General features: G+C 60.9%; 24 protein-coding genes. 13 read left to right on the top strand and 11 right to left on the bottom strand.

Annotation, left to right across the window (positions count from 1 at the left end; translation table 11 throughout):
* Positions 1 to 32: 32 nt before the first annotated feature.
* The 4 genes from rpsP (at position 33) to rplS (ending at position 2,235) form a co-directional block, all read left to right on the top strand.
* The gene (gene rpsP, locus Q0O99_RS10660; RefSeq protein WP_293751207.1) at positions 33 to 284 is read left to right on the top strand and encodes a 30S ribosomal protein S16; all 252 of its coding nucleotides are present in this window, start codon (positions 33 to 35) and stop codon (positions 282 to 284) included.
* 16 nt (positions 285 to 300) lie between these two features.
* Entirely contained in the window at positions 301 to 912 is a 612-nt protein-coding gene (gene rimM, locus Q0O99_RS10665; RefSeq protein ID WP_293751209.1) for a ribosome maturation factor RimM, read from the top strand.
* A gap of 25 nt (positions 913 to 937) precedes the next feature.
* Entirely contained in the window at positions 938 to 1,735 is a 798-nt protein-coding gene (trmD, locus tag Q0O99_RS10670) for a tRNA (guanosine(37)-N1)-methyltransferase TrmD (protein ID WP_293751210.1), read from the top strand.
* Positions 1,736 to 1,851: 116 nt separating this feature from the next.
* Complete coding sequence (rplS, locus tag Q0O99_RS10675; RefSeq protein WP_293751211.1) at positions 1,852 to 2,235, top strand: 50S ribosomal protein L19; 384 nt, start codon at positions 1,852 to 1,854, stop codon at positions 2,233 to 2,235.
* Between the two features lie 169 nt (positions 2,236 to 2,404).
* Here the strand turns inward: rplS and Q0O99_RS10680 are convergent, their stop codons facing one another.
* Both Q0O99_RS10680 and orn read right to left on the bottom strand, forming a co-directional pair.
* On the bottom strand, positions 2,405 to 4,489 hold the full coding sequence (locus Q0O99_RS10680; RefSeq protein WP_293751213.1) for a DEAD/DEAH box helicase: 2,085 nt from the start codon (positions 4,487 to 4,489) through the stop codon (positions 2,405 to 2,407).
* A gap of 261 nt (positions 4,490 to 4,750) precedes the next feature.
* Positions 4,751 to 5,341, bottom strand: coding sequence for an oligoribonuclease (gene orn, locus Q0O99_RS10685; RefSeq protein WP_293751215.1), 591 nt, complete (start codon positions 5,339 to 5,341; stop codon positions 4,751 to 4,753).
* Between the two features lie 94 nt (positions 5,342 to 5,435).
* On the opposite strand from orn, the gene Q0O99_RS10690 reads away from it, so the two are divergent.
* Genes Q0O99_RS10690 through rsgA form a run of 3 tightly spaced genes read left to right on the top strand, consistent with a single transcriptional unit; the run spans position 5,436 to position 8,002 of the window.
* Positions 5,436 to 6,695, top strand: a complete 1,260-nt coding sequence (locus Q0O99_RS10690; protein ID WP_293751217.1) for a M48 family metallopeptidase — start codon at positions 5,436 to 5,438, stop codon at positions 6,693 to 6,695.
* The gene (locus Q0O99_RS10695; RefSeq protein ID WP_293751219.1) at positions 6,692 to 7,003 is read left to right on the top strand and encodes a 4a-hydroxytetrahydrobiopterin dehydratase; all 312 of its coding nucleotides are present in this window, start codon (positions 6,692 to 6,694) and stop codon (positions 7,001 to 7,003) included. The genes Q0O99_RS10690 and Q0O99_RS10695 overlap by 4 nt, the downstream gene beginning before the upstream one ends.
* A gap of 6 nt (positions 7,004 to 7,009) precedes the next feature.
* Entirely contained in the window at positions 7,010 to 8,002 is a 993-nt protein-coding gene (gene rsgA, locus Q0O99_RS10700; RefSeq protein ID WP_293751220.1) for a ribosome small subunit-dependent GTPase A, read from the top strand.
* Between the two features lie 14 nt (positions 8,003 to 8,016).
* Here rsgA and Q0O99_RS10705 read toward each other — a convergent pair whose 3' ends face one another.
* Positions 8,017 to 8,982: a CobD/CbiB family protein gene (locus Q0O99_RS10705; protein ID WP_293751222.1), complete on the bottom strand. Its 966-nt coding sequence runs from the start codon at positions 8,980 to 8,982 to the stop codon at positions 8,017 to 8,019.
* 7 nt (positions 8,983 to 8,989) lie between these two features.
* Positions 8,990 to 9,655, bottom strand: coding sequence for a CoA pyrophosphatase (locus Q0O99_RS10710; RefSeq protein ID WP_293751224.1), 666 nt, complete (start codon positions 9,653 to 9,655; stop codon positions 8,990 to 8,992).
* Between the two features lie 210 nt (positions 9,656 to 9,865).
* On the opposite strand from Q0O99_RS10710, the gene Q0O99_RS10715 reads away from it, so the two are divergent.
* Positions 9,866 to 10,768 carry a hypothetical protein gene (locus Q0O99_RS10715; RefSeq protein WP_293751226.1) on the top strand — a complete coding sequence of 301 codons (903 nt, stop codon included), beginning with the start codon at positions 9,866 to 9,868 and terminating at the stop codon, positions 10,766 to 10,768.
* Between the two features lie 114 nt (positions 10,769 to 10,882).
* Here the strand turns inward: Q0O99_RS10715 and Q0O99_RS10720 are convergent, their stop codons facing one another.
* The 5 genes from Q0O99_RS10720 to Q0O99_RS10740 all read right to left on the bottom strand — a co-directional run bounded on the left by Q0O99_RS10720 (position 10,883) and on the right by Q0O99_RS10740 (position 17,427).
* On the bottom strand, positions 10,883 to 11,887 hold the full coding sequence (locus tag Q0O99_RS10720) for a class 1 fructose-bisphosphatase (protein WP_293751228.1): 1,005 nt from the start codon (positions 11,885 to 11,887) through the stop codon (positions 10,883 to 10,885).
* Positions 11,888 to 11,925: 38 nt separating this feature from the next.
* Complete coding sequence (gene pepN, locus Q0O99_RS10725; RefSeq protein ID WP_293751230.1) at positions 11,926 to 14,634, bottom strand: aminopeptidase N; 2,709 nt, start codon at positions 14,632 to 14,634, stop codon at positions 11,926 to 11,928.
* A gap of 134 nt (positions 14,635 to 14,768) precedes the next feature.
* A protein-coding gene (prfB, locus tag Q0O99_RS10730; RefSeq protein WP_293751232.1) for a peptide chain release factor 2 occupies positions 14,769 to 15,873 on the bottom strand; the annotation gives its coding sequence in 2 pieces (ribosomal slippage) (positions 14,769 to 15,791 and positions 15,793 to 15,873; 1,104 coding nt in all).
* Positions 15,874 to 15,944: 71 nt separating this feature from the next.
* Positions 15,945 to 16,475: a hypothetical protein gene (locus tag Q0O99_RS10735; RefSeq protein WP_293751233.1), complete on the bottom strand. Its 531-nt coding sequence runs from the start codon at positions 16,473 to 16,475 to the stop codon at positions 15,945 to 15,947.
* A gap of 37 nt (positions 16,476 to 16,512) precedes the next feature.
* Positions 16,513 to 17,427: an alpha/beta hydrolase gene (locus tag Q0O99_RS10740; protein ID WP_293751285.1), complete on the bottom strand. Its 915-nt coding sequence runs from the start codon at positions 17,425 to 17,427 to the stop codon at positions 16,513 to 16,515.
* Between the two features lie 82 nt (positions 17,428 to 17,509).
* Between Q0O99_RS10740 and Q0O99_RS10745 the strand changes: the two genes are divergently transcribed.
* From Q0O99_RS10745 to Q0O99_RS10765, 5 genes are all read left to right on the top strand, one after another.
* On the top strand, positions 17,510 to 19,279 hold the full coding sequence (locus Q0O99_RS10745; protein WP_367185242.1) for an acyl-CoA synthetase: 1,770 nt from the start codon (positions 17,510 to 17,512) through the stop codon (positions 19,277 to 19,279).
* Positions 19,280 to 19,359: 80 nt separating this feature from the next.
* A complete protein-coding gene (locus tag Q0O99_RS10750) occupies positions 19,360 to 20,421 on the top strand; it encodes an aldo/keto reductase (protein WP_293751234.1) in 1,062 nt (353 codons plus the stop codon).
* A 9-nt stretch (positions 20,422 to 20,430) separates the two neighbouring features.
* Positions 20,431 to 20,922 carry an aminoacyl-tRNA deacylase gene (locus Q0O99_RS10755; protein WP_293751236.1) on the top strand — a complete coding sequence of 164 codons (492 nt, stop codon included), beginning with the start codon at positions 20,431 to 20,433 and terminating at the stop codon, positions 20,920 to 20,922.
* Positions 20,923 to 20,950: 28 nt separating this feature from the next.
* A complete protein-coding gene (gene plsY, locus Q0O99_RS10760) occupies positions 20,951 to 21,580 on the top strand; it encodes a glycerol-3-phosphate 1-O-acyltransferase PlsY (protein WP_293751238.1) in 630 nt (209 codons plus the stop codon).
* The gene (locus Q0O99_RS10765) at positions 21,577 to 21,936 is read left to right on the top strand and encodes a RidA family protein (protein ID WP_293751240.1); all 360 of its coding nucleotides are present in this window, start codon (positions 21,577 to 21,579) and stop codon (positions 21,934 to 21,936) included. The genes plsY and Q0O99_RS10765 overlap by 4 nt, the downstream gene beginning before the upstream one ends.
* Before the next feature lie 75 nt (positions 21,937 to 22,011).
* On the opposite strand, the gene bktB is transcribed toward Q0O99_RS10765, so the two are convergent.
* Both bktB and Q0O99_RS10775 read right to left on the bottom strand, forming a co-directional pair.
* On the bottom strand, positions 22,012 to 23,196 hold the full coding sequence (gene bktB, locus Q0O99_RS10770) for a beta-ketothiolase BktB (RefSeq protein ID WP_293751242.1): 1,185 nt from the start codon (positions 23,194 to 23,196) through the stop codon (positions 22,012 to 22,014).
* A gap of 150 nt (positions 23,197 to 23,346) precedes the next feature.
* Complete coding sequence (locus Q0O99_RS10775; RefSeq protein WP_293751244.1) at positions 23,347 to 24,102, bottom strand: SDR family NAD(P)-dependent oxidoreductase; 756 nt, start codon at positions 24,100 to 24,102, stop codon at positions 23,347 to 23,349.
* Between the last annotated feature and the right edge of the window lie 109 nt (positions 24,103 to 24,211).

Raw genomic sequence — 24,211 nt, forward strand, 5'->3', positions numbered from 1 at the left:
TCTGGAAAGACCCAACCACCCAAGGATAAATCATGGTTGTTATTCGTCTGAACCGCGGCGGCTCTAAAGCACGTCCTTTTTTCAACATCGTTGTCGCCGACAAGCGCATGCGTCGCGATGGTCGCTTCCTTGAGCGTATCGGTTTCTACAACCCCACAGCCAAAGGTGGCGAAGAGGGTTTGCGCATCGCACAAGACCGTCTGAGCTACTGGACGGGCGTTGGGGCCCAGGCTTCTCCCACAGTGGAGCGCCTGATCCGTCAAGCCGGCAAAGCCGCCGCCTGATCGGTTCGCACGGGTCATGCGTCCGCCTTTGGAAACAGCCGCTTTGCCGGCTGACGCCATAGAAATTGGGCGCATCACCGATGCCTGGGGCATCAAAGGCTGGTTCAAGGTCTTGCCCCACAGCGCCTCGCCTGAGGCGCTTTTTTCTGCCAAAAGCTGGTTCTTGTTGCCACCCGATCGTCCCATGAAACCCCGGCGCGGCACCGACGCAGCGGATGCTGCGCAGCAGTCCTGGAATGAACCCTTGCTTTTGAGCATCCTGGAAGTCAAAGACCATTCCGATACGGTGGTCGCTCGAGCCCAAGGCATCGATGACCGCAACGCGTCGGAATCCTTGCGTGGCGGTCGGATTCATGTGTCTCGCGCCAGTTTCCCTGCGGCGGCCGATGGCGAGTATTACTGGGTCGACTTGATGGGCTTGCAGGTGTTCAACCGCGAAGGCGTGGATCTGGGCCAGGTGCGCGACCTGATGTCCACAGGCCCGCAAACCGTGCTGGTCATTGAAGCGGCTCCCGAAACCGAAGGCGGCAAGCCGGTTGAGCGCATGATTCCGTTTGTCGCCGCTTTCGTCGATGGCGTGGACTTGCCGGGCAAGCGCATCACGGTGGACTGGCAGCCCGACTACTGATAGGCCCGGCCGTGGAGGGCCATCCATGCGCTTTGACATCATCACCCTATTTCCTGAGTTGTTTGCACCGCTGTTGACCAGTGGCATCACGCGGCGCGCTTATGAAAGCGGCTTGGTGGATGTGCGTTTGTGGAATCCCCGCGACCATGCCCAAGGCAATTACCGCCGAATCGACGATCGCTCATTTGGCGGTGGTCCGGGCATGGTCATGATGGCCGAGCCCCTGTTCAAATGCCTCACGGCTATTCGTTCTGAGCGCCAAGAGTGCGCGCCGGCACCTTTGGTGCTGTTTTCTCCCGTTGGGACGAAGCTGAACCACAGCGCAGTGGCCCAGTGGTCGGTCAGTGCGGGCGCGGTGCTGCTGTGCGGCCGATATGAAGGGGTCGACCAGCGTTTTATTGACCAATGCGTCGACCAGCAAATCAGTCTGGGTGACTTTGTGCTGTCGGGTGGCGAAATCGCCGCCATGGCTTTGCTCGATGCTGTGGCCCGCTTACAGCCCGGGGTGCTGGGTGATGAGGGCAGCCATCAACTCGACAGCTTCAATCCGGCACTCGATGGTTTGCTGGACAGCCCGCATTACACCCGCCCCGAAGTCTGGCAAGGGCATGCTGTACCGCCTGAATTGATGTCGGGCCACCATGCGCACATCGAACGCTGGCGACGCGAGCAAAGCCTGAGTTTGACAGCCATGCACCGCCCCGAGTTGATCGAAGAGGCCCGCCAGGCCGCAGGGCTCAGCCGCCAGGACGAGGCCTTTCTCAAGCAGGCTTGTGGCGGCGGGTCAACGTCAGACCCCCCCCAGTCTGCGAAAAAGCTATAATGGCAGGCTTTTCGATCCTCTACCCGCCGCGTTCTGGCTCAGTCATGCACAAGCATGGCCTTTACAGCACATAACGCCCCTTGTGTAGCGAGGCATGATCGGACGGAGTTCAAAAAATGAATTTGATTCAAACCCTTGAGCAGGAAGAAATTGCCCGTTTGGGCAAAGTGATTCCTGAATTTTCCCCCGGCGACACCGTGATCGTCAGCGTCAACGTGGTGGAAGGCGCCCGCAAGCGTGTCCAGGCCTACGAAGGTGTTGTGATCGCCAAGCGCAACCGTGGTCTGAACAGTGGCTTCACTGTGCGCAAGATCTCCAGTGGAGAAGGCGTGGAACGTACGTTTCAAACCTACAGCCCTGTGATCGCCAGCATTGAAGTCAAGCGCCGTGGTGATGTTCGCCGCGCCAAACTGTACTACCTGCGCGAGCGCAGCGGCAAATCGGCACGTATCAAAGAAAAGTTGCCTCAGCGCAAAGCGGCACCTGCTGCTAAAGCGTAAAGCCTTTTCGGCCCCACAAAAAAACCGCCCGGGTTTGCGCCCAGGGCGGTTTTTTTATGGCCGTTTCAAAACCTTTGCCCGTTCCGTCCGACCATGGAAAAAGGCCTTGCCAGTGAGTGCAAGGCCTTGGAGGGGATCTTGAAGTCTTGGGTTGAACCCACGAAAACGATCAACCGCGCGTGATTTTCAGCACGCGGGTGCCGCCGCGCTTGCCGGCAGGGCCTTCGCCAGCAGCATGGGGCTTGAAGTTGCCGGCACCGAACTGCTTGGGGCCGCGGGCGAACTTGTCACCGGCACCTGCCGCGCCGCGTGGGGCAGGGCGGGTGGCGTTGCGGTTGTCACCACCACGCTCTTCCCAGCGACCGCCTTGACGTGGGGCATCTTGGCGGGCGTCTTGGCGCGGGGCAGGGCGGCTGTCGCCTTTGTCCCAGGGGTGCGCAGGTGCGCTGCGCTGCTCAAAGCGGTCACCACCGCGGTTGTCACCGCCACGGGGAGCGTCAAAACGGCCACCTTCTTTGCGCTGATCGAAACGGGGTTCGGCGCGTTGTTCGAAACGCGGCTGCTCTTCGCGGAAGTTGCCACGAGGGGCGCGGTTGTCAAAACCACCGCCAGCATGGTCGCGGTCACGGTTGCCACCGAAGTCGCGGCCACCGGGGGCAGGACGGCCACCACGGAAACCACCGCCTGCGTTGGCGTAATTGCGCTCACCACCGAAACGGTCACCGCCACGGCCCATGGGTTTGCGGGCTTCCGGCACACGCACTTTGGGCTCCAGGCCCGGGATCACTTCGGCCTTGAAAGGCTGGCGTGTGTAGGACTCAATGTCACCAATCTTTCGGCGGTCACGGATTTCAGCAAAGGTCACTGCCAGGCCATCCCGGCCAGCGCGGCCTGTGCGGCCAATGCGGTGGGTGTAGTCCTCGGCCTTCATCGGCAAGCCGAAGTTGAAGACGTGGGTGATGGTGGGCACGTCGATGCCGCGAGCAGCGACGTCGGTCGCGACCAGAATCTGGACTTGGCCATTGCGCAGCGCCATCAGGCGGCGGTTGCGCATGCCTTGGCTCAAGGCGCCGTGCAGGGCCACAGCCGAGAAGCCGTCTTGTTGCAAGTCAGCGGCCAAACCGTCGCACTCGATTTGGGTGCTGGAGAACACGATGGCCTGGTCGATCGTGGCGTCACGCAACCAGTGGTCGAGCATCTGGCGCTTGTGTTGGGCATTGTCGGCCCAGAACAGCACCTGTTTGATGTTGTTGTGCTTTTCTTGGGGGTTGTCGATCTGGATTTTCTGCACCGAAGAACCGCCGTCGTGCATCACACGCATGGCCAGTTGCTGAATGCGCGGCGCAAAGGTGGCGCTGAACATCATGGTCTGGCGACGCTGGCTGGTCATGTCGTTGATGTCAGCCAAATCGTCCGAGAAGCCCAGGTCGAGCATGCGGTCGGCCTCGTCCACTACCAAAAATTGCACTTGGTCCAACTTGATTTGCATGGAGCGCTGCAGGTCGAGCAAACGGCCAGGTGTGGCGACCACCAGGTTGGCGTTTTGCAGCTTGGCAATTTGCAGCTGGTAAGGCATGCCACCGACCACGTTGGCCACGCGCAGACCGCGTGTGTGCTTGACCAACTCGATGGCGTCTTGCGCCACCTGTTGGGCCAATTCACGCGTGGGGCATACGATCAGGGCGCCGGGTGTCGGGGCTTTGAAGTTGCGTGGGTTGGTGGGGTCTTTGCGCTTGGCACGCTTGGGGGCGGGCTCGCCTTTGGCGGCAGCGTCGGCGCAGGCTTGATCGAATTCGGCGCGCTCAGCCGCTTCTTGCGCGGCCATTTGCTGGATCAGCGTGTGCAGCACGGGAAGCAAGAAGGCGGCGGTTTTGCCGCTGCCGGTCTGGCTGGAGACCATCATGTCGGTGTAGCCATTGGACTTGCCGTCTTTGGAGCCGCCTGCAGTGGGCAAAGCCAAAGGAATGGTGCGCAATTGCACAGCGGTAGGCTGGGTGTAGCCCAAATCGGCTACGGCTTGCACCAGCTCAGGGGCGAGGCCCAATTTAACGAAACCGTTGGGCACATCAGCGATGGCTTCGACTTCTTCGGCTACTTCGGTCGTGATTTCAGGAGCTACTTCGGGGGTGATCTCGGCCGCCACAGCGACCATGATTTCAGTGGCCAGGTTTGTCGGGGCGCTCGGTGCGGTGGAGAGGGATGTGTTTTCGACAGGCGACAAGTCGTCCTGCACTGTGTTCAAAGTGTCAGTCATGTGGTTCTATAAAGCTCGCACGGAACAACGGCCGCTAACAGAAAACTGTTGCTAATGGCCGCAGGCACCGCAAGGTTGAAAAAACATCAACCATCAAACGGTGCTCGCGAGGGGCGCTTGGCATGAAGCCTGGCCGCTGTGAGTGACCCTATCGTTGGGTCAAGGCATGAAGGGAGATGTATGAAACGCTGCACTTTAATGCAACGAGCCCATCATTATGGCACGGTTCAGGGAAAGCCGCTAGGGTTTTCCCTGAAAAAATCACAAACGGATGAAATGCTCGCGGTAATGCTCCAGCTCGTCGATCGATTCGTGCACGTCGGCCAGGGCAGTGTGCTTTTGCTGCTTTTTGAAACTGGCATACACCTCGGGCTTCCAGCGGCGAGACAACTCTTTGAGAGTACTCACGTCCAGGTTGCGGTAGTGGAAAAACGCTTCCAGCTTGGGCATGTAATTGACCAAGAAGCGCCGGTCCTGGCTGATGGTGTTGCCGCACAACGGTGAACTGTTTTTGGGCAAGTACTTTTTCAGAAAGGCCAGGATCTGGGCTTCGGCATCGGCCTCGCTGGTGGTCGAGGCCTTGACCTTGTCGATCAGCCCGCTCTTGCCGTGGGTGCCTTTGTTCCACTTGTCCATCTGGTTCAGCAGTTCGTCGCTTTGGTGAATCACCAGCACCGGGCCTTCAATGCGGGGGGTGAGGTGCGGGCCGGTGACGATGACGGCGATCTCCAGCAGGCGTTCTTTTTCGGGGTCCAGGCCCGTCATCTCGCAGTCAATCCAGACCAGGTTTTGATCAGATTTGGGCAGTTCAGAAGTTTCAGGGGCGGGAGGGAGTGTGTTCGAATCAGACATGCAGAGATTGTCGCCGATGCCATCAACCCCTCGGCATCGGGTCTGAATCTTGGCACACGGCACGGTACAAAGGTACGGCTCCTACAATGGCGGCATGAATCCCACCCTGACTTTGACTCTGAGCCTCGTGGCGGCCTTGTTGGCGCATGTCACGCTCAAATTTTGGCTCAATGTGCGCCAAGTGCGGCATGTGGCCCGCCACCGTCACGCCGTGCCTGTGGCTTATGCCGACACGGTGTCCTTGGCCGACCACCAAAAAGCGGCCGATTACACCCTCGCCAAAGCCCGCTTGTCGCAAATCGACATCGCGCTTGATGCGGCCGTTTTGCTGGGCTGGACGCTGCTGGGCGGGCTCGATGCACTCAACCAGGCGCTGCTGGGTTGGATGGGTCCGGGTATGGCGCAGCAAATCGCCTTGGTGCTGGGGTTCATGCTGGTCGGCAGTCTCATCGGGCTGCCTTTGTTGCTCATGCAAACCTTTGGCGTAGAGCAGCGCTTTGGTTTCAACAAGATCACGCCCGCCTTGTGGCTCGCTGACATGGCCAAGGGCCTGGTGCTGGGTTTGGCGCTGGGCCTGCCTTTGCTGTGGGTGGTGCTGTGGCTCATGCAAGCTGGGGGTCCGTGGTGGTGGCTTTGGGCCTGGGGGGTGTTGGTGGGTTGGCAGCTGTTTTTGATGGCCATTGCCCCGAATGTGATCATGCCGTTGTTCAACAAATTCACCCCCTTGGAAGACGAGTCGCTCAAGGCCCGCGTGCAGGCCCTGATGCAACGTGCAGGCTTCACCGCCAAAGGTTTTTTCGTGATGGACGGCAGCCGCCGTTCGGCGCATTCCAATGCTTTCTTCACCGGCTTTGGGGCCAGCAAGCGCGTGGTGTTTTTTGACACCTTGCTCAAGCAGCTGACCCCGTCTGAAATGGAAGCGGTGCTGGCCCATGAGTTGGGCCATTTCAAGCACAAACACATCGTCAAGATGATGGCGACCAGCTTTGCCATGACGCTGGCGGGTCTGGCGCTGCTGGGCTGGCTGGCGCAGCAGGTCTGGTTTTACACGGGGCTGGGCGTCAACCCCAACTTGTCGGGCAGCAACGATGCGCTGGCGTTGGTCTTGTTCATGTTGGTCGCACCCGTGTTCAGCTTGTTTTTTGCGCCTGTGTCGTCCTGGCGCTCGCGTCAGCAGGAGTTCGAAGCCGATGCCTATGCTGTGTCGCAAACCCCGGGCGCAGACTTGTCTTCGGCCTTGCTCAAGCTGTATCAAGACAATGCCTCCACTCTCACGCCCGACCCTTGGTATGTGAAGTTTTATTACTCGCACCCACCGGCCAGCGAGCGTTTGCTGAGGATGAAAACCGCATGAGTGCCTTGGAAGTTCGCGCCCTCAAACCCACCGAGGTGATCATGGCGCTGGGTCAGATTTCGGGCTGGCATTTGTCGGGCGATGGTGAAAACGTCGCCATCGAGAAGACCTTTGACTTTGCCCAACACACGCATGCGCTGCTGTTCGTCAACAGTGTGGGCTGGTTGTCTGAAAAGCTCAACCACCACCCGGAGTTGGTGTTGACCTATCGCCGATGCGCAGTGCGCTGGAACACGCACGACGTGCATGGCTTGAGCCGCTTGGACTTTGAAGCAGCCACGCAAACCGATGCTTTGATACCGACATGAAGCGGCATGAATAAACCCAAAGCTCGCCCGGCCTTGCCCCAGGCGAACGATCTGGAGCCGGGCTTGGTGGTGGCCACCTATGGTCGCCATTGTTTGGTGGAGACACCCGAAGGCCGACGCCTGATTTGTCATCCCCGTGGCAAGAAAAACCAAGTGGTCGTGGGCGACCAGGTGCTGTGGCAAATCGCTGGCGACGAGGGCAGCATCGAAAAACTGCAAGAACGCCGCAACCTGTTTTACCGAAAAGACGAAATTCGCACCAAATCCTTTGCAGCCAACTTGGACCGGGTGCTGATCCTGATCGCGGCCGATCCTGAATATTCGGAGAGTCAACTCTCACGCGCCTTGGTGGCGGCCGAGGCCGAGCGCATCACGCCCATCATCGCGCTCAACAAAAGCGATCTGGCGCTGCCCTTTGCCCAGGCCTGGGAGCGTCTGGCCCCCTACCGCGCCATGGGTTACAGCGTCATGCCCATCAGCCTCAGCCCGCGCAGCCCGGTGGACGACGATGGCGTGACCGCCTTGTGCGCGCATTTGCAAGGCCTGACCACCTTGGTGCTGGGGCCGTCGGGCAGTGGCAAGAGCACGCTGATCAACCGCCTGGTGCCCGATGCGCGGGTGGAAACCGGTGAAATTTCGCTGGCCCTCAACTCGGGCAAGCACACCACCACCAGCACGCGTTGGTTCTGGGTGCCCGCGCTCGATGGGGGGGCTCAAACCGGTGCTGAAACTGGCGCCGCACGCACGGCCTTGATCGATTCACCCGGCTTTCAGGAGTTTGGTCTGCACCACATTGAGCCCACCCGCTTGGCCGACTGCATGCCTGATTTGCGAAAGCATTTGGGCGGTTGCAAGTTCTACAACTGCACGCATTTGCACGAACCCGGTTGCGCTGTGTTGGCACAAGTCGAAACCGCTGAGCACCCCGGCACCATCAGCGTGCGCCGTCACCGTATTTACGCGCAGCTTTTTGAGGAGTTGGGCCAGCAGCGCTGGTGAAGGGCAGGGCGCCTTTAGCCCACCAAATTGGCCATGGTCAGCAAGGCCACCAGCACCAGCCACATGATGACGGTGCGCCAGACCAGGCCGACCACTTGGGCAAAGTGCGCCACGCTGGCCACTCGCCCGGGGGTACTGCTGCTGTCCGGGTTGTCGGGCGTTGTCATGCCCTCGGCCACGGGTTGCAAAGCCGCGCCACCCAAACGGATGTTGATGGCCCCTGCCGTGGCCGCCAAGATGACCCCATCGTTGTCTTGCGGAAAATTCTGCGCGTGTTGCCGCCAGCCGTCCATGGCGTCTTCAAAGCTGCCCACAATGGCAAAGCCCAAGGCCGTCATGCGCGAGGGCAACCAGTCCACGGCTTGCCACGCCCTGCTCGAGACGCAGCGCAAAACCTCGCTGGGCAAAGAGCCATCGGCTGAAGGGGCTTGCCAGCGGCGCTGGGTGAATTCGGTCAGGCGGTAAATCACCGCGCCCACAGGCCCCAGGCCAATGATGGACAGTGCGGCGTACCAAAAAAACACCCCGAACACATGGCGGTGCGCAGCTATCACCGAGTACTCGATCACGTGCCGCACGATTTCGCTGCGCGGAATTTGCCCCACCTGAACCTGCTGCCATTGCGCCAGCAACTCGCGAGCTTTGTCTTCGTCGCCGTTTTCCAGGGCTTCGCGGATGCCGGTGAAGTGGTGGCTGAATTGCCGGAAGCCCAGCGTCACATACAGCAGGGCCACATTCCACAGCACAGCCACCCACCAGCCCAGCGTCCAATCGAGCAACCAATGCACGAGCACGGCCAGCAAGGCAGGGGACAAAACGGCGATGCCCCAGGTCACCCAAGCCTGTGGACGGGTGCCTGCGTCGAAGGTGCGCACCACCCACGCCGTCCAGTGTTCGACAGCGGCAAAGACCTGGTTGTCGGCCTTGAGAGGGCGGGCTTGCTCCAGCACCAGGGCCAGCAAGATGGCAAAAAAACTCATGGCATTCTCATGTTGACGGGTTGGCAGCCAGGAAGCGGTAGAAATTGCGCAGCATCCCGGCCGTGGCTCCCCAGATGAAATGTTCCACCGCCTGGACTTCGCCATTGGGGGCGATTCGACGCTCCTCGTACGGCATGGAAAACCATTGTCGCTGAGAACCTTGCCACTCGAAGGCATGTCGTCGGTGGTTGGCCGGGTTCATCAAAAAAGACAAAGGCACCTCAAACACATCGGCCACTTCGTCAGCATTGAGACGCAGCTCAAAATCGGGCGAGACCAGGCCGATCACCGGCGTCACCCAGAACGAAGTGCCCGTGATGTAAACGGGCAACTCGCCAATGACCTCAACGTAGCGGGCCGACAAGCCCACTTCCTCTTCGGCCTCGCGCAAAGCGGTGGCCTGCCTGTTGGCGTCCTCGGGGTCCACCTTCCCGCCGGGAAAGGCAATTTGACCCGAATGGGTCTTCATGTGCGCGGCACGGCGCGTCAGCAGCACCGTGGGTGATGAAGCTTGCGGCCCCCGCATCACTATAGGCACCAGCACCGCCGCTTGGGCAGGGGGGCGGTCAGAGGTGAAGCTTTCGCGCACCACTTCCGGCTGCCACACAGGTGGCTGCTCAAACCGGGCCTTGAGGGCTTCGGGCTGCAAAAAAGGTGTCGGCACAGCGGGCATGTCGTGGTCGATTTGCCAAACCGGGACTTGTCTTGGATCAAAGATTGGATTTTTGGACACAGTCGGTGTTTATAACCGACAAGGGCCTGCATGCTGGCGCGGCACTGGCGGCGGTCTTGGTCCCAGCGCGACGAGGCCTGGCCGTAAAATGGATAGGTTGTCCTATTTAGCAACGTTACTGTTTTTACACATATGGATACAGGTCACTTCATGAAACGCGATTACTTCTCCCCCGACGCCCGTTCCGAACGCCGCTTTGGCGAACACCGAGGGGGCACCTGCATGGCATTGATCGACGGCCGATTCTTGATCTGGCTGGCCCAGCAAGGCGCGATGGGCGCCACCGGCGAATCGGTCAACCGCCAGGGCCTGATCAGCTTGCTGTCCCAGGCCCTGTCACACGCAGCGCTGGATGTGGATCTGCGCCGTATCTACTGGTACAGCGACCGATCCGATGGCCTCGTCATCGACGATCAGATCGTGCGCCTGGTGCAGGCCCATGATGCCGATGGTGGTGCGTCTTTGTTGCGCTCGGTGGGCCACGACCTCAAGCAACTGGCCGATCACCACGCGTGTGACCATGTGCTGGTGGCCAGCGACGATGAGCGTTTTTTGGCCACCATCGACGACGCCCAACTTAGCGGCCTGAGCGTGCACCTGTTGGCCGACGAATCGGCCCGCAACATGCCGCAAATGGTGCGCACCGATCCGGGCTGGGCCCGTTTGCTGGCCCAGGCTGACCGCCGTGTGGTGGTCAACTCGCAAGCGCTGGCCGACATGCTGCAAGGCAAGCTGCCCACGGGGACAGGCCTGGCCGTGGAAGACGTGGAGGAGTTGCGCAAATCAATGCACGAGGTCATCACCGCCTGGTGGGCCGACGAGCCCGAGGACCTGCGTGAAGACCTGCGCGACGCTTTGCAGATCAGCCGAGGTATTCCGCAAGAAGTGGACCGCCAGCTTTTGCTGCGCATGCGCCAGCGACTGGCCCGCGCCTTGAGCTTGCCGGAGAAAAAAATGCTGCGCGAAACCTTGCGTGCGGTGGTCTCTGAGCCTGCTTGCGCTGCAGCGCCTGTGCTGGCTGGCGATGGCTTTCCGCCAGACATCGACGAATGAATCACCCCGCAGGCCAGTGGCTTGCGGTCATGAAAGTCAAAAGGCCCCTGACACGCGCGTGTCAGGGGCCTTTTGACGGCTGACTTGCAGCGGCAAAGCTGCAGGGCCCGGCGCTTAGGCTTTGGCGTGGTAACGGGTCACGCGCTCGACTTCGTTTTTAGAGCCCAGCACGACGCTCACGCGCTCGTGCAACTGGCCCGGTTGCAGGTCGAGAATGCGTGCTTGTCCATTGGTGGATGCCCCCCCGGCTTGTTCGATCAGCCAGCTCATGGGATTGGCCTCGTACAACAAGCGCAGCTTGCCGGCTTTGTGCGGCTCGCGCTTGTCCCAGGGGTACATGAAGACGCCGCCACGGGTCAGGATGCGGTGCACGTCGGCCACCATGCTGGCGATCCAACGCATGTTGAAGTCCTTGCCGCGCGGGCCTTCCTTGCCTTGCAGACATTCATCGATGTAGCGGCGCACGGGTTCGTCCCAATGGCGCATATTGCTCATGTTGATAGCGAACTCCTGGGTGTCGGTGGGCACTTGCACGTGTTCTTGTGTCAGCACGAAAGAGCCTTGCTCGCGGTCCAGTGTGAACATGGCCACACCATCGCCGACGGTGAGCACCAGGGTGGTTTGCGGTCCATATACACAGTAACCCGCAGCCACCTGGTTTTTGCCCGCTTGCAAGAAATCCTGCTCGGTCACACCCTGGTTGCCTTCGGGTTTTTTGAGCACGCTGAAGATGGTGCCGATGCTGACGTTGACGTCAATGTTCGATGAGCCATCGAGGGGATCGAACAGCAAGAGGTATTCGCCCTGCGGGTAGCGGTTGGGCACCAGGTAGATGCTGTCCATCTCTTCAGACGCCATGGCGGCAAGGTGTCCGCCCCACTCGTTGGCTTCGAGCAGTACTTCGTTGGCGATGATGTCGAGTTTTTTCTGAACTTCGCCTTGCACGTTTTCGCTGTCGGCACTGCCCAGCACACCGCCCAAAGCCCCTTTGTTCACGGCATGGCTGATGCTTTTGCAAGCGCGGGCCACCACTTCGAGCAGCAAGCGCAAGTCGGCCGGAATGTGCCCTTTGTCGCGTTGCTGCTCCACCAGGTAGCGGGAGAGGGAAATTTTGCTCATGGGTGTTCCTAAAATCGGTTCAGTCAGCATCAGCTCAATCAGGCGGTCAGTGCCCGGTTGACCACTTCGTGCACGTCGTTCGACAGGCCTGCTTTGGCGGCCACGCGCTCGATGGCAACTTTGGCCGCGCTACGGTAGGGCTCGGCCAGGCGGCTCCATCGGTCCATGGCGCGGGCAAGGCGTGCGGCCACTTGCGGGTTGATGGCATCGAGCGCCAGCACCTGCTCGCTCCAATACACATAGCCTGCCGCATCGGCGCGGTGGAAACCTGCCGGGTTGGCGCTGCAGTAGCTGAAGATCAGGCTGCGGGCGCGGTTGGGGTTGCGCAAGCTGAAGTCCGCATGCTGCATGAGCTGGCGCACGCGGGGCAGCACGTCGCCAGCGCGGTCGGGTGCACCGGCTTGCAGGGCAAACCATTTATCGATGACCAAGGCCTCGTGCTGGAACAGCTTGTGGAAGAGGGCCAAGGCATCTTGCGCCAGGGCATGACCGCTGACCACCAACGCCGACAAGGCATTGAAGCGGTCGGTCATGTTGCCGGCGACCTTGAACTGCTGGTAGACGCGGCCAGGCGTCACGGCATCACCGTTTTGCACGGCGGCGATGCACAGCATGGTCATGGCCAGACCCGCCAGGGCGCGGCGGCCACTTGACTGGGCATCAGGGGAATAAGCACCGTTGTGCTTGTGGGTGTCCCAGGCCCACTGCCAGTCGTCTTGCAGGGCGGTGGCCAATTGCAGGCGCATGTTTTCGCGCAAAGCGTGTACGCGCTGCGGATCCACCACATCCAGCTGGTCAGCGATGTAATTTTCTGAAGGCAATGTGAGCGCCAGGTCCTTGAATGCGGCGTCCAATTGGGGGTGGCGCAGCACCTTGCGCAGCGCTTCCACCAAGGCGTCGGACAACACGTGCTGGCCTGTCACGTCTTTGTTTTGCTGGATGGCATCGACGGCGCTTTGCAGCATCAGGCGTTGGCCAGCTTCCCATTGGTTGAACGGGTCACTGTCGTGGGCCAACAAAATCAGCAGGTCGTCTGCAGACAGTCCGTCTTCCAATACCACTGGGGCACTGAAGCCCCGCAGCAACGAGGGAACGGGGTCGCTGTCGATGTTCACAAAGGTGTGGCTGGCACTGGCTTCGGTCAGCACCAGCGTGTGCTGCAGCGCGGTATCGTCAGAACCAGCCAGTTGCAGGGGCAGGGCTTGGCCATCTCGGCTGATCAGGCCCAGTGTGACGGGAATCACGAAGGGCGATTTGTGTTCTTGATCGGGGGTTGCCGGGCAGCTTTGGCTCAAGTTCAGCGTGAAGCTGCGCTCGGCGGCGTTGTAGCGCCCTGTCGCTTGCAGGCGGGGCGTGCCGGCTTGGCTGTACCAATGTTTGAAAGTGACCAGGTGCTGCGTCAAGGCCGAATTGGGGTTGGCGTCGGCAATGGCTTGCGCAAAGTCGTCGCAGGTCACGGCCTGGCCATCGTGGCGTTCAAAGTAGAGCTTCATGCCCTTGGCGAAGCCGTCGCGGCCTTGGCTGTCAGCGGGGCTGGTCACCAGCGTTTGCATCATGCGAACGACTTCAGAGCCTTTTTCGTAGATGGTGACGGTGTAGAAGTTGTTGATTTCCACATAACTGTCGGGCCGCACCGGGTGGGCCATGGGGCCGGCGTCTTCGGCAAACTGCACGGTGCGCAGCACACGCACGTCTTCAATGCGTTTGACGGCGCGGGCGCTGGTGTCGCCCGCCATGTCCTGGCTGAACTCCTGGTCGCGAAACACCGTGAGACCCTCTTTGAGCGAGAGCTGGAACCAGTCTCGGCAGGTGATGCGGTTGCCCGTCCAGTTGTGAAAGTACTCGTGGCCGACGACCGATTCGATGTTGCCAAAATCCACGTCTGTGGCGGTGGCGGGGTTGGCCAACACGTATTTGGTGTTGAAGATGTTCAGGCCCTTGTTTTCCATCGCGCCCATGTTGAAGTCGCTGGTCGCCACAATCATGAAACGCTCCAGGTCCAGTGGCAGACCAAAGCGGGCTTCGTCCCAAGCCACGCTGGCCATGAGCGAGTTCATGGCGTGTTCGGTCTTGTCCAGATCGCCGGGTCGCACAAACACTTGCAGCAAGTGCTCTTTGCCACTGCGGCTGAGGATGCGTTGCTCGCGTGCGACCAGCTGACCGGCGACGAGGGCAAACAGGTAACAGGGTTTTTTGTGCGGGTCGACCCACCTGGCAAAGTGACGGCCGTCGTCCAGCGCGCCTTGTTCGACCAGATTGCCGTTGCTCAGCAGCACCGGGTATTTGGCCTTGTCGGCACGCAGCGTGACGCTGTAGCTGGCCATCACATCCGGGCGGTCCAGGAAGTAGGTAATGCGGCGGAAACCCTCGGCTTCGCATTGCGTGAAGAAGGTGCCTTGGCTGACATACAAGCCCATCAGCTGGGTGTTTTTCTCGGGGTTGCAGGTGGTGAAAATTTCCAGCTCGAAGGGCTCATGGCCCTCGGGCAAGTTCTCCAGCACCAACTGATGGCCGTCCATCTTGAACGAGGTGCCACCGCCATTGACCAGCACGCGTGCCAGGTTCAGGTCTTCGCCATCCAGTCGCAGCGGCTGCGCCGCCACGTCGGGGTTGCGGCGCAGGCGCATCTTGCTCAGCACGCGGGTTTTGGTCGGGTCGAGGTCGAACGTCAGATCGACCGTGTCGATCCAGAAGGCCGGGGCGGCATAAGCTTCCCGGTCAATCGCGGTGGGTTGTCCGTCACGCATCACATAGGTCCTGTCTTGGTCGTTGTACCGTCATCGCGAGCCCAGCGCGGCGATCCAGGCAACTGGACTGCCAAACTGCGCTTGCAGCGACGAGCTGAGAGGCGGCTTTAGGCTCATTGACCCTGGCATTTTGGTCAGAGGCCTTGTTTCAGTGAGGCTTCGATGAACGCATCGAGGTCGCCATCAAGCACCTTTTGGGTAGCCGAAATTTCGACGTTGGTGCGCAAATCCTTGATGCGGCTGTTGTCCAGCACATAGCTGCGGATCTGGTGACCCCAGCCCACATCGGTCTTGGTGTCTTCCAGTTTTTGCTGCTCTTCCATGCGTTTGCGCATTTCGAAGTCGTACAGTCGCGAGCGCAGGCGTTGCCAAGCGACATCGCGGTTGCTGTGCTGGCTTCGGCCGTCCTGGCACTGCACCACGATGCCCGTGGGGATGTGCGTCAGACGCACGGCCGAATCCGTCTTGTTGATGTGCTGACCGCCCGCGCCGCTGGCACGGAAGGTGTCGGTGCGCACGTCTGACGGGTTGATGTTGATCTCGATCGAGTCGTCGATTTCGGGGTACACAAACAGCGAGGCAAACGAGGTGTGGCGGCCGCCTGACGAGTCGAACGGGCTCTTGCGCACCAGGCGGTGCACGCCGGTTTCGGTGCGCAGCAAGCCAAACGCGTATTCGCCTTCGATCTTGATGGTCGCACCCTTGATGCCTGCAGTGTCGCCCGGTGTTTCGTCTTCCACCGTGGCCTTAAAGCCCTTGCGTTCGGCGTACTTGAGGTACTGGCGCAGCAGCATGCTGGCCCAGTCGCAGGCTTCTGTACCACCGGCACCGGCCTGGATGTCGACAAAGCAGTTGAGCGGGTCGGCCTCGTGGCGGAACATGCGGCGGAACTCCAAGTCTGCGACCAGCGCTGTCAGTTTGGCGGTTTCGGCTTCGATGGTCAGCAGGCCATCGTCATCGCCTTCTTCCTTGCTCATTTCAAAGAGTTCAAGGTTGTCGGCCAATTCGCGGGTCAGGTTGGTGATGGTCACCACCACGCCGTCCAACGCTTTTTTCTCTTTGCCCAACTCCTGGGCTTTTTTGGGGTCGTTCCAAACTGAGGGATCTTCGAGGGATGCGTTGACGGTTCTCAGCCGTTCAGATTTGGCATCGTAGTCAAAGATACCCCCGTAACTCGTGGGTACGAGCGGTCAGGTCTGTGAGGGTTGCGCCGATTTGGTTGATGTGTTCTGCGTCCATGGGGAAGGTGTCCGATTCCGTAAACCAGACATTTTCTCATGAGTTGGTGCGACGCATGCCCCCGGCAAGGCTTAAAACTGCCGACCGTAAGAGAACATCAGGCCAGCGCTGCCCAAAAACTTGACTTGTACCGAGTCGTGTTGCGTCAACTTGTAGCCCAAGGAGGGGATGATGGCCGGGTTGAACCCCTTGTAGTTGAGGGGCACCTTGCCCTCGTAAGGGGCCACGTAGCCATACATCAGGCCGCCCGTGACTTTGGCGAACAGTTCGGGCATGCCCATCAGGTGGTTGTACTGCAGACCCAAATAAACATAGGCCGAAGGCTGGCCAAAGGAGTTGCTGAAAAAACTGACGCCGCACAAACGGTCGCCGGGCAGTTGTTCATCTATCGCCACCAAGACCACTGGTTTGTGTTCCGTGCTGTGGTTCCAGTGGTGGGTGTAAGGGGAAAACGTGAACTCACCCCGATGTGCAGGCTCGGGGGCCCCTTGGACGGACAAAAAGTCTGGGCAAAAGCGGTTGCTGGTTTGTGCTTGTGCCAAAGACAAGCATGAACACCCAAATGCAATCAGGAAAAAACGGGAAATGTGGGTGACCTGCATGTTGGTTCATCATCAAAAAAATGGATTCTAGGGCTTTTCAGTGACTGAATTTTTCAATCAGACGGGCCAGAGTTTCTGGTTGGTCGTGTTGCAGCATGTGCCCTGCGTCCTGAATGACCGCTTTCTCCACGTGTGGCACCGCTTGCAGTCGCTCATGGTATTGGGCCAGGGTGTAACGGCCTTTCCACCATTGGCCAAGCGAGTCGTCTGCCGCCTCCACGGCGAGCACGGGGGCGCTGATGCGGCGGTACATTTCCAACGCCTCGTCGACGTGGTAAATGTAGGGGTTGATGACCTTGTGCGCCGAGTCCCCCAGAATGCACCACTGCCCATCGGGGCCGGGGCGGGCCCAGTGCAGGGCCAGCCAGTCGGCCTTGTCCTGGCTCAGACGGCGGTTGGTTTTCATCAGGCGCGCGGCAACGCCCGCTGCATCGGCATAGGGTTTGAGGTCGTTGCTGCCTGCCCGCTGCGCCTTGAGTTCGTCCAGCCATTGGGCCATGCGCGTGGGCGCTTGGCTCGCTTGGGTGGCAGCCATGCCAAAGCCTTCGAGGTTGACCAAGCGGCGGATGCGCTCGGGGCGGGTGCCCGCATACATCATGACCACGTTGCCGCCCATGCTGTGGCCGACCAAGTCGATGGTCTGTTCGGGGTAAAGGTGGTCCAGCAAGGCGTCCAGATCGGCCAGGTAGTCGGGGAACCAATAACTGTCGGTGGCGGGTGTCTCGGTCAGGCCGTAGCCGCGCCAGTCCATGGCCATGATGGGGCGGTGGTTGACAAAGGTTTGGCTGAACGCGTCCACCATGAACTGCCAGGAGGCCGCCACATCCATCCAGCCATGCGCCAGCACCAGTGGCGTGGCGCCGGGTGCAGGGTTTCCCCATTGCCGGACGTGGTAATGACAGCCGCGCAGCGGCACCCAAAGACTTTGTGAGGGGCGTAAAACTTGGTACATACTTTCGATCATAAGGAGACACACCGTGAACATCAGTCGCCACCAGGACCGCCCAGCCGCGCCCCAGGAAGCCTTCGGCTCGCTGCCCCCCTTAACACCCCAGCACCCGAGCCGAAGTCGGGCCGCCGACCGCTATGCGGCCATCCACCAAGGTTTTGGCTGGAAAGTGCCCAAGCGCTTCAACATGGCGCAGGCCTGTTGCGGGCAATGGGCAGCGCAAGCGGCAACCGCCCAACACCACGCCGTGCGCGAGCATGTGGCAGGGCAGGGCCTGGGGCGCAGCTGGACCTTCGGGCAGCTGCAGCTAGACGCCAATCGGCTGAGTCGGGTGCTGCATTCTCACGGCGTGCAGCGTGGTGACCGCGTGGCCATCGTCATGCCCCAGCGCTATGAGACGGCGGTGGCCTATATGGCCGTGCTGCAGATGGGCGCGGTGGCCATGCCACTGTCGATGCTGTTTGGCCCCGAGGCCTTGTCATTTCGCATCAACGATAGCCAAGCTCGCGTGGCGGTGTGCGATGAATCCACCGTGCAGGCCTTGCTGCAGGCCAGAACAGATTGCCCCGGTTTGCAGACGCTGTTGGGGGTAGGCGAGGCGGGTGCCTTGGCCGACCTGGACCTGAACCAAGCCATGGCCGCCAGCGCGAGCACCTTCAAACCCGTGTCCACTTGGGCGCAAGAACCGGCGGTGCTGATCTATACCAGCGGCACCACCGGCAACCCCAAGGGGGCCTTGATTCCGCACCGGGCACTGATCGGCAACCTCACGGGCTTTGTGTGCAGTCAGAACTGGTTTGGCTTTGACCCTTTCAAGATCGAGCGGCCCTCCAAAGCGGTGTTCTGGTCGCCTGCCGACTGGGCCTGGACGGGCGGGCTGATGGACGCCTTGTTGCCCAGCCTGTACTTTGGCCGGCCCATCGTGGCCTTCAACGGGCGGTTTTCCCCCGAAGAGGCCTTCGAGATCATGCAAAGCCACGGCGTGACGCACACCTTTTTGTTCCCCACCGCGCTCAAAGCCATGATGAAGGCCGTGCCCGAGGTCAAGGGGCGCTACCGCCTGCAACTGCAAGCCATGATGAGCGCGGGCGAAGCGGTGGGTGACGCGGTGTTTGGCTACTGCCAGCAGCAGTTGGGCGTCACCGTGAACGAGATGTTCGGCCAGACCGAGATCAACTACGTGGTGGGCAACTGCGCCCGTTTGTGGCCCGCCAAGCCCGGCAGCATGGGCAAGGGCTATCCGGGACACCAGGTGGCGGTGATTGACGATTCCGGGCGCTTATGCCCCGCAGGCACGCCCGGCGAAGTGGCGGTGAACCGCTTCGATGTGCACGGCCAGCCTGACCCGGTGTTCTTTTTGGGCTATTGGAACAACGATCGGGCCACGAAGGCCAAATACACCGGCAACTGGTGCCGCACAGGCGACATGGCGGTGGCGGATGAGGAAGGCTACCTTTGGTACCAGGGCCGCACCGACGACATGTTCAAGGCGGCGGGTTACCGCATCGGGCCCGGCGAGATTGAAAACTGTTTGGTCAAGCACCCGGCTGTGGCCAATGCCGCCGTGGTGCCCAAGCCCGACAGGGACCGGGGGGCGCTGGTCAAAGCCTATGTCGTCATGTCGCCCGACTGGCAAAGCCGCAGGCCCACTGGGCCAGAGCAGACGACTTTTGACGACGAGGTGCGCCGCGAACTGCAAGCCCATGTGCGCGGTTTGCTCGCCCCTTACGAATACCCCAAAGAGATCGAATTCATCGACCAGTTGCCGATGACCACCACCGGCAAGGTACAGCGCCGCGTCTTGCGATTGCAGGAAGAAGCACGCGCGACAGCCCACATCGCTGGAAAGACGTGACGCGTGACAAAATCTCGCCTTTTGTCCCGAGCCAGAATTTGGGGCACAACCGCTGACATAAAAACCGAACAGGAAACACCATGAAAACCGTTCAACTCGGACATTCCGATTTGCAAGTCACCCCCATTTGCCTCGGCACCATGACCTTTGGCCAGCAGGTCAACGAAGCCGATTCGCACGCCATCTTGGACCGATCATTGGCGGCCGGCATCAACTTCATCGATACCGCCGAGATCTATGCCGTGCCCACCACCGCAGACACTTGTGGTTTCACCGAAACCTATATCGGCAACTGGTTCGCCAAAAACCCCGGTGTTCGGCAAAAGCTGGTGCTGGCCACCAAAGTGGCAGGGCCTTTCCGTGGCATGCCTTGGGTCCGTGAGGGTTCCGGCATGACTGGGCAAGACATCCTGAATTCTTGCGATGCCAGTTTGCGCCGCCTGCAAACTGATGTGATCGACCTGTACCAAATCCACTGGCCCGAGCGCCATGTGCCAGTGTTTGGCATGACCTACTTTGACCCGGCCAAAGACAAATCGGTCACCTCCATCCACGAGCAACTCGAAGCGCTGTCCAGGCTGGTCAAGGCGGGCAAGGTGCGCTACATCGGCTTGTCCAACGAAAGCCCTTACGGAGTGCACGAATTTGTACGATTGGCCGAGCAGCATGGCTTGCCCCGTGTGGCCACAGTGCAAAACCCCTACTGCCTGGTCAGCCGCACCTATGACAATGGCTTGGACGAGACTTGCTACCGTTTGAACGTGTCCATGTTGGCGTATTCGCCGCTGGGTTTTGGTTTGCTCACAGGCAAATACGACCAAGAAGATTTGGCCGGTCCCTTGGTGCCCGATGGCGGCCGCATTGCCCGCTACGACTCGATGCGCAAACAGCGCTGGGGGCGCCCGGAAGCCCTTGCTGCCGCCCGCCGTTACAACCAGTTGGCGCGTGACCACGGCATGACACCGACCCAAATGGCGCTGGCCTTTTGCTACCACCGCTGGAGCGTGACCAGCACCATCATTGGCGTCACATCGCTGGCGCAGCTGAACGAAGACCTTTCCGCCTGGTCGGTGCAGCTGTCGCCCGAGGTGCTCAAGGCGATTGACGAGATCCGTTGGGAAATGCGCGACCCGGCTTTGTGATTTCGGCCCATGGGCAAAAAAGACAAAGTCAGTGAGACCCCCGCCACGGCGCTCTTGCGCCAGCACGGGGTGGCCTTCACCGAGCACCCCTATGAGTACCTCGAGCATGGCGGCGCGCAGCACAGCGCCCAGGTGCTGGGCATGGACCCGTTCAGTGTGGTCAAGACCCTGATCATGCAAGACCAAGACGCCAAGCCGTTGGTGGTGCTGATGCATGGCAACTGCAAGGTGTCCACCAAAAACCTGGCGCGTCAAGTGGGGCTCAAATCCATTGAGCCTTGCAGCCCCGAAGTGGCCAACCGCCACAGTGGTTACCTGGTGGGCGGCACTTCGCCCTTTGCGACGCGCAGGCAGATGCCGGTTTTCGTCGAAGAAACCATCCTGGCTTTGCCGCGCATATGCATCAATGGCGGCAGGCGCGGTTATTTGGTGGGCATCGACCCGCAGGTGTGTGTTCAGCTGCTGGGTGCGCTGCCGGTGAACTGCGCACTGGCAGAATGAGGCCCTGACAAGGACTAGGGAGCTTTTGATGGATGTGTGGATGCCAGTGGCTGTGTTGGTGGCCAGTTATTTGTTGGGCTCGCTCAGTTTCGCGGTGATCGTGAGCCGCCTGATGGGCCTGAACGACCCGCGCAGCTACGGCAGTAAAAACCCAGGCGCCACCAATGTGCTGCGTTCGGGCAGCAAAAAAGCAGCCATCCTGACCTTGCTGCTGGACGCGTTCAAAGGCTGGTTGCCAGTGGCGCTGGTGCTGGCCTATGGCCCCGAACACGGTGCTGGCGCTGGTTTGGCCGCGCTGGCCGGTTTGGCCGCCTTTTTGGGGCACCTGTACCCGGTCTTTTTTGGTTTTGCCGGGGGCAAGGGCGTGGCCACGGCAGTGGGTGTGGTGGTGGGCGTGAACGGCAGCTTGGCGCTGGCGGTGGTGCTCAGCTTTGCCATCGTGTTGTTTTTCTCGCGCTACGTCTCCTTGGCCTCGATGGTGGCGGCGGTGTTTGCACCTGTTTTTTTCCTGTTCGGAGATGGGGTGGCCTGGCCAGCGTCTTTGTCCGAAGTGTTGAGCTTGGCGGTCATGGCCTTGCTGCTGGTCTGGCGGCACCGAGAAAACATCCACCGCTTGATGGCGGGCACTGAGTCACAACTGGGAAAGAAAAAAGCATGAGCCAAGACCTTCAGCGGTTGCACGTGGCGGCCCGTTACAGCGAAGCGGCTGTTTTCAATGGTGTGGTGTACTTGGCGGGCATGGTGCCCGAGTGCGAGGCCACCGACATCCGCAGCCAAACGGCCGATGTGTTGAAACAGATCGAGCTGCGCCTGGCCGAGGCGGGCAGCGACAAAACCCGCATCCTGCGCACCCAGATTTACCTCAAAGACATCGCCGACATCGCCGCCATGAACGAGGTGTGGGACGCCTGGGTGGTGTCAGGCAGCGCACCACCCCGTGCCACGGTTCAGGCAGCACTGGCCAATCCGGTTTATTTGATCGAGGTGGTGGTCACGGCGGCGGTCAAGCCCTGACACATCAGGCTTTTTCAGGCCAAAAAAATGGGCATCTATTGATGCCCATTTTTCGTCCTGATCAGCCCAGAAACATCACATGCGCTCAAAAATCGCGGCGATGCCCTGACCGCCACCAATGCACATGGTCACCAGGGCATAGCGGCCATTCACACGCTGCAATTCGTACAGGGCCTTCACAGTAATCACTGCCCCGGTCGCGCCGATGGGGTGGCCCAACGAAATGCCCGAGCCGTTGGGGTTGACCTTGGCCGGGTCCAGGCCCAGTTCGCGCGTCACGGCGCAGGCCTGGGCAGCAAAGGCTTCGTTGGCCTCGATCACGTCCAGGTCGTTCACAGTGAGGCCGGTTTTCTTGAGCACCGCGTGGGTGGCCGAGATCGGGCCCACGCCCATGATCTTGGGGTCCAGACCGGTGTGGGCGTAACCCACCAGGCGGGCCATGGGTTTGGCGCCACGGGCTTTGGCCGCGCCAGCTTCCATCAGCACCACGGCAGCGGCCGCGTCATTGATGCCCGAGGCGTTGCCCGCGGTCACGGTGCCGTTTTCCTTCACAAACACCGGCTTGAGTTTGGCCATGTCTTCGAGCTTGCAACCGGGGCGGAAATGCTCGTCAGTGACGTAGGCCACGTCGCCTTTTTTGCTTTTCAGCATGACCGGCATGATCTGGTCCTTGAAGCGGCCTTCCAGCGTGGCGCGCTCGGCGCGGTTGTGGCTTTCCAGCGCCAAGGCGTCCTGCATCTCGCGGGTGATGCCGTATTGGGCAGCCACGTTCTCGGCGGTCACGCCCATGTGGATGGTGTGGAATGGGTCGTGCAGGGCGCCGACCATCATGTCGATCATCTTGGTGTCGCCCATGCGTGCACCAAAGCGGGTGGCCAAACTGGCGTAAGGCGCGCGGCTCATGTTTTCTGCACCGCCGCCAATCGCGATGTCACAGTCGCCCAGCAGGATGGACTGACTGGCACTCACGATGGCTTGCAGGCCCGAGCCGCACAGGCGGTTCACGTTGAACGCGGGCGTGCCCTGGCCGCAGCCGCCGTTGATGGCCGCCACGCGCGACAAATACATGTCTTTGGGTTCGGTGTTGACCACATGGCCAAACACCACGTGACCGATGTCTTGGCCTGAGGTGCCCGCGCGTGAAAGGGCTTCGCGCACGACTTGCGCGGCCAGCTCGGTGGGGGCGATGTCCTTCAGGCTGCCGCCAAAGGTACCAATGGCGGTGCGCACTCCGCTGACAACAACAACTTCACGGCTCATGGGGATGTCTCCAGATTTGAAAAAACGACAAAACACAAAATGGTTGAACCCGGGCAGTTTCAGGGCCAATGGCTACAACGACCTGACAAGCCCAAGCCCGCTTAACCCGCAACGCCCAACGCCCAACGCCCAACGCTCAACGCCCAACCCTCAGTCCCGCACGTCGGCCACGGGCTTGTCACCGAAGTCGGGCCGAGCCAGGTAGCCAAGCACCTGGGTGGCGGCTTGGGCGGGCGAGCTGAGCTGGCCCTGGGCTTTGAGTTGCAAAAACTTGGACTGGTCGGGGAATGCCTCCCCTGCAGCGCCGCGCATTTGCACCTGCATGTCGGTGTCGATCACGCCGGGGGCGAGTGAGCTGACTTTGGCACCGTTGGCGTGCAGGGCTTCGTCCAGCGCCAGGCAGCGGGTGAAATGGTCCATGCCCGCTTTGGCCGCGCAGTAGCCCGCTTGCGAGGCCATGGCGTAGCGGCCCAGACCCGATGAAATGTTGAGCACTTTGCGCGGCACGGGCCAGGCCTGCGTGGCCCCCAAAAAGGCGGCGCACAGCTGCATGGGTGCTTCCAGGCCCACGCGCAGGGCCAGCGCCAAGTCGGCCGGCTGGGACTGGCGCAGCGGGGCGATGGGCGGGATGACGCCCGCGTTGTTGATCAGGCTGGCGCTGGCGAAATCGGCCGGGTTCTGGCTGTGCAGCCACTCGCGCAGGCGTGCGCTGGCGCCTTCGCCGTCGGCCAGGTCGTGGGTCCATTGCGTGAGCGGGACATTCGCCTTTTGGGCGGCCAAGGCCAGCTCGGGGTGGGTATGGCGCGAGATGCACAGCAGGGCGTTGCCCTTTTGCAGCAGCTGTTCGGCCATGGCCAGGCCCATGCCGCGTGAAGCGCCGGTGAGGATGTAAAGCGATGTGTTCATGGGTCAATGCTAGCCGTATCCCCCCTTTCATCGGTTCGCGCAGATGACAGCGCACGGTGGCATCCTTTGCCTGTGGCCGCGGTCTCTGGCCGCGATGGGCCTTTCTGCC

This window comes from Limnohabitans sp. Rim8, from assembly GCF_945901735.1.
In the GTDB taxonomy this organism is placed as follows: Bacteria; Pseudomonadota; Gammaproteobacteria; order Burkholderiales; family Burkholderiaceae_C; genus Limnohabitans_A.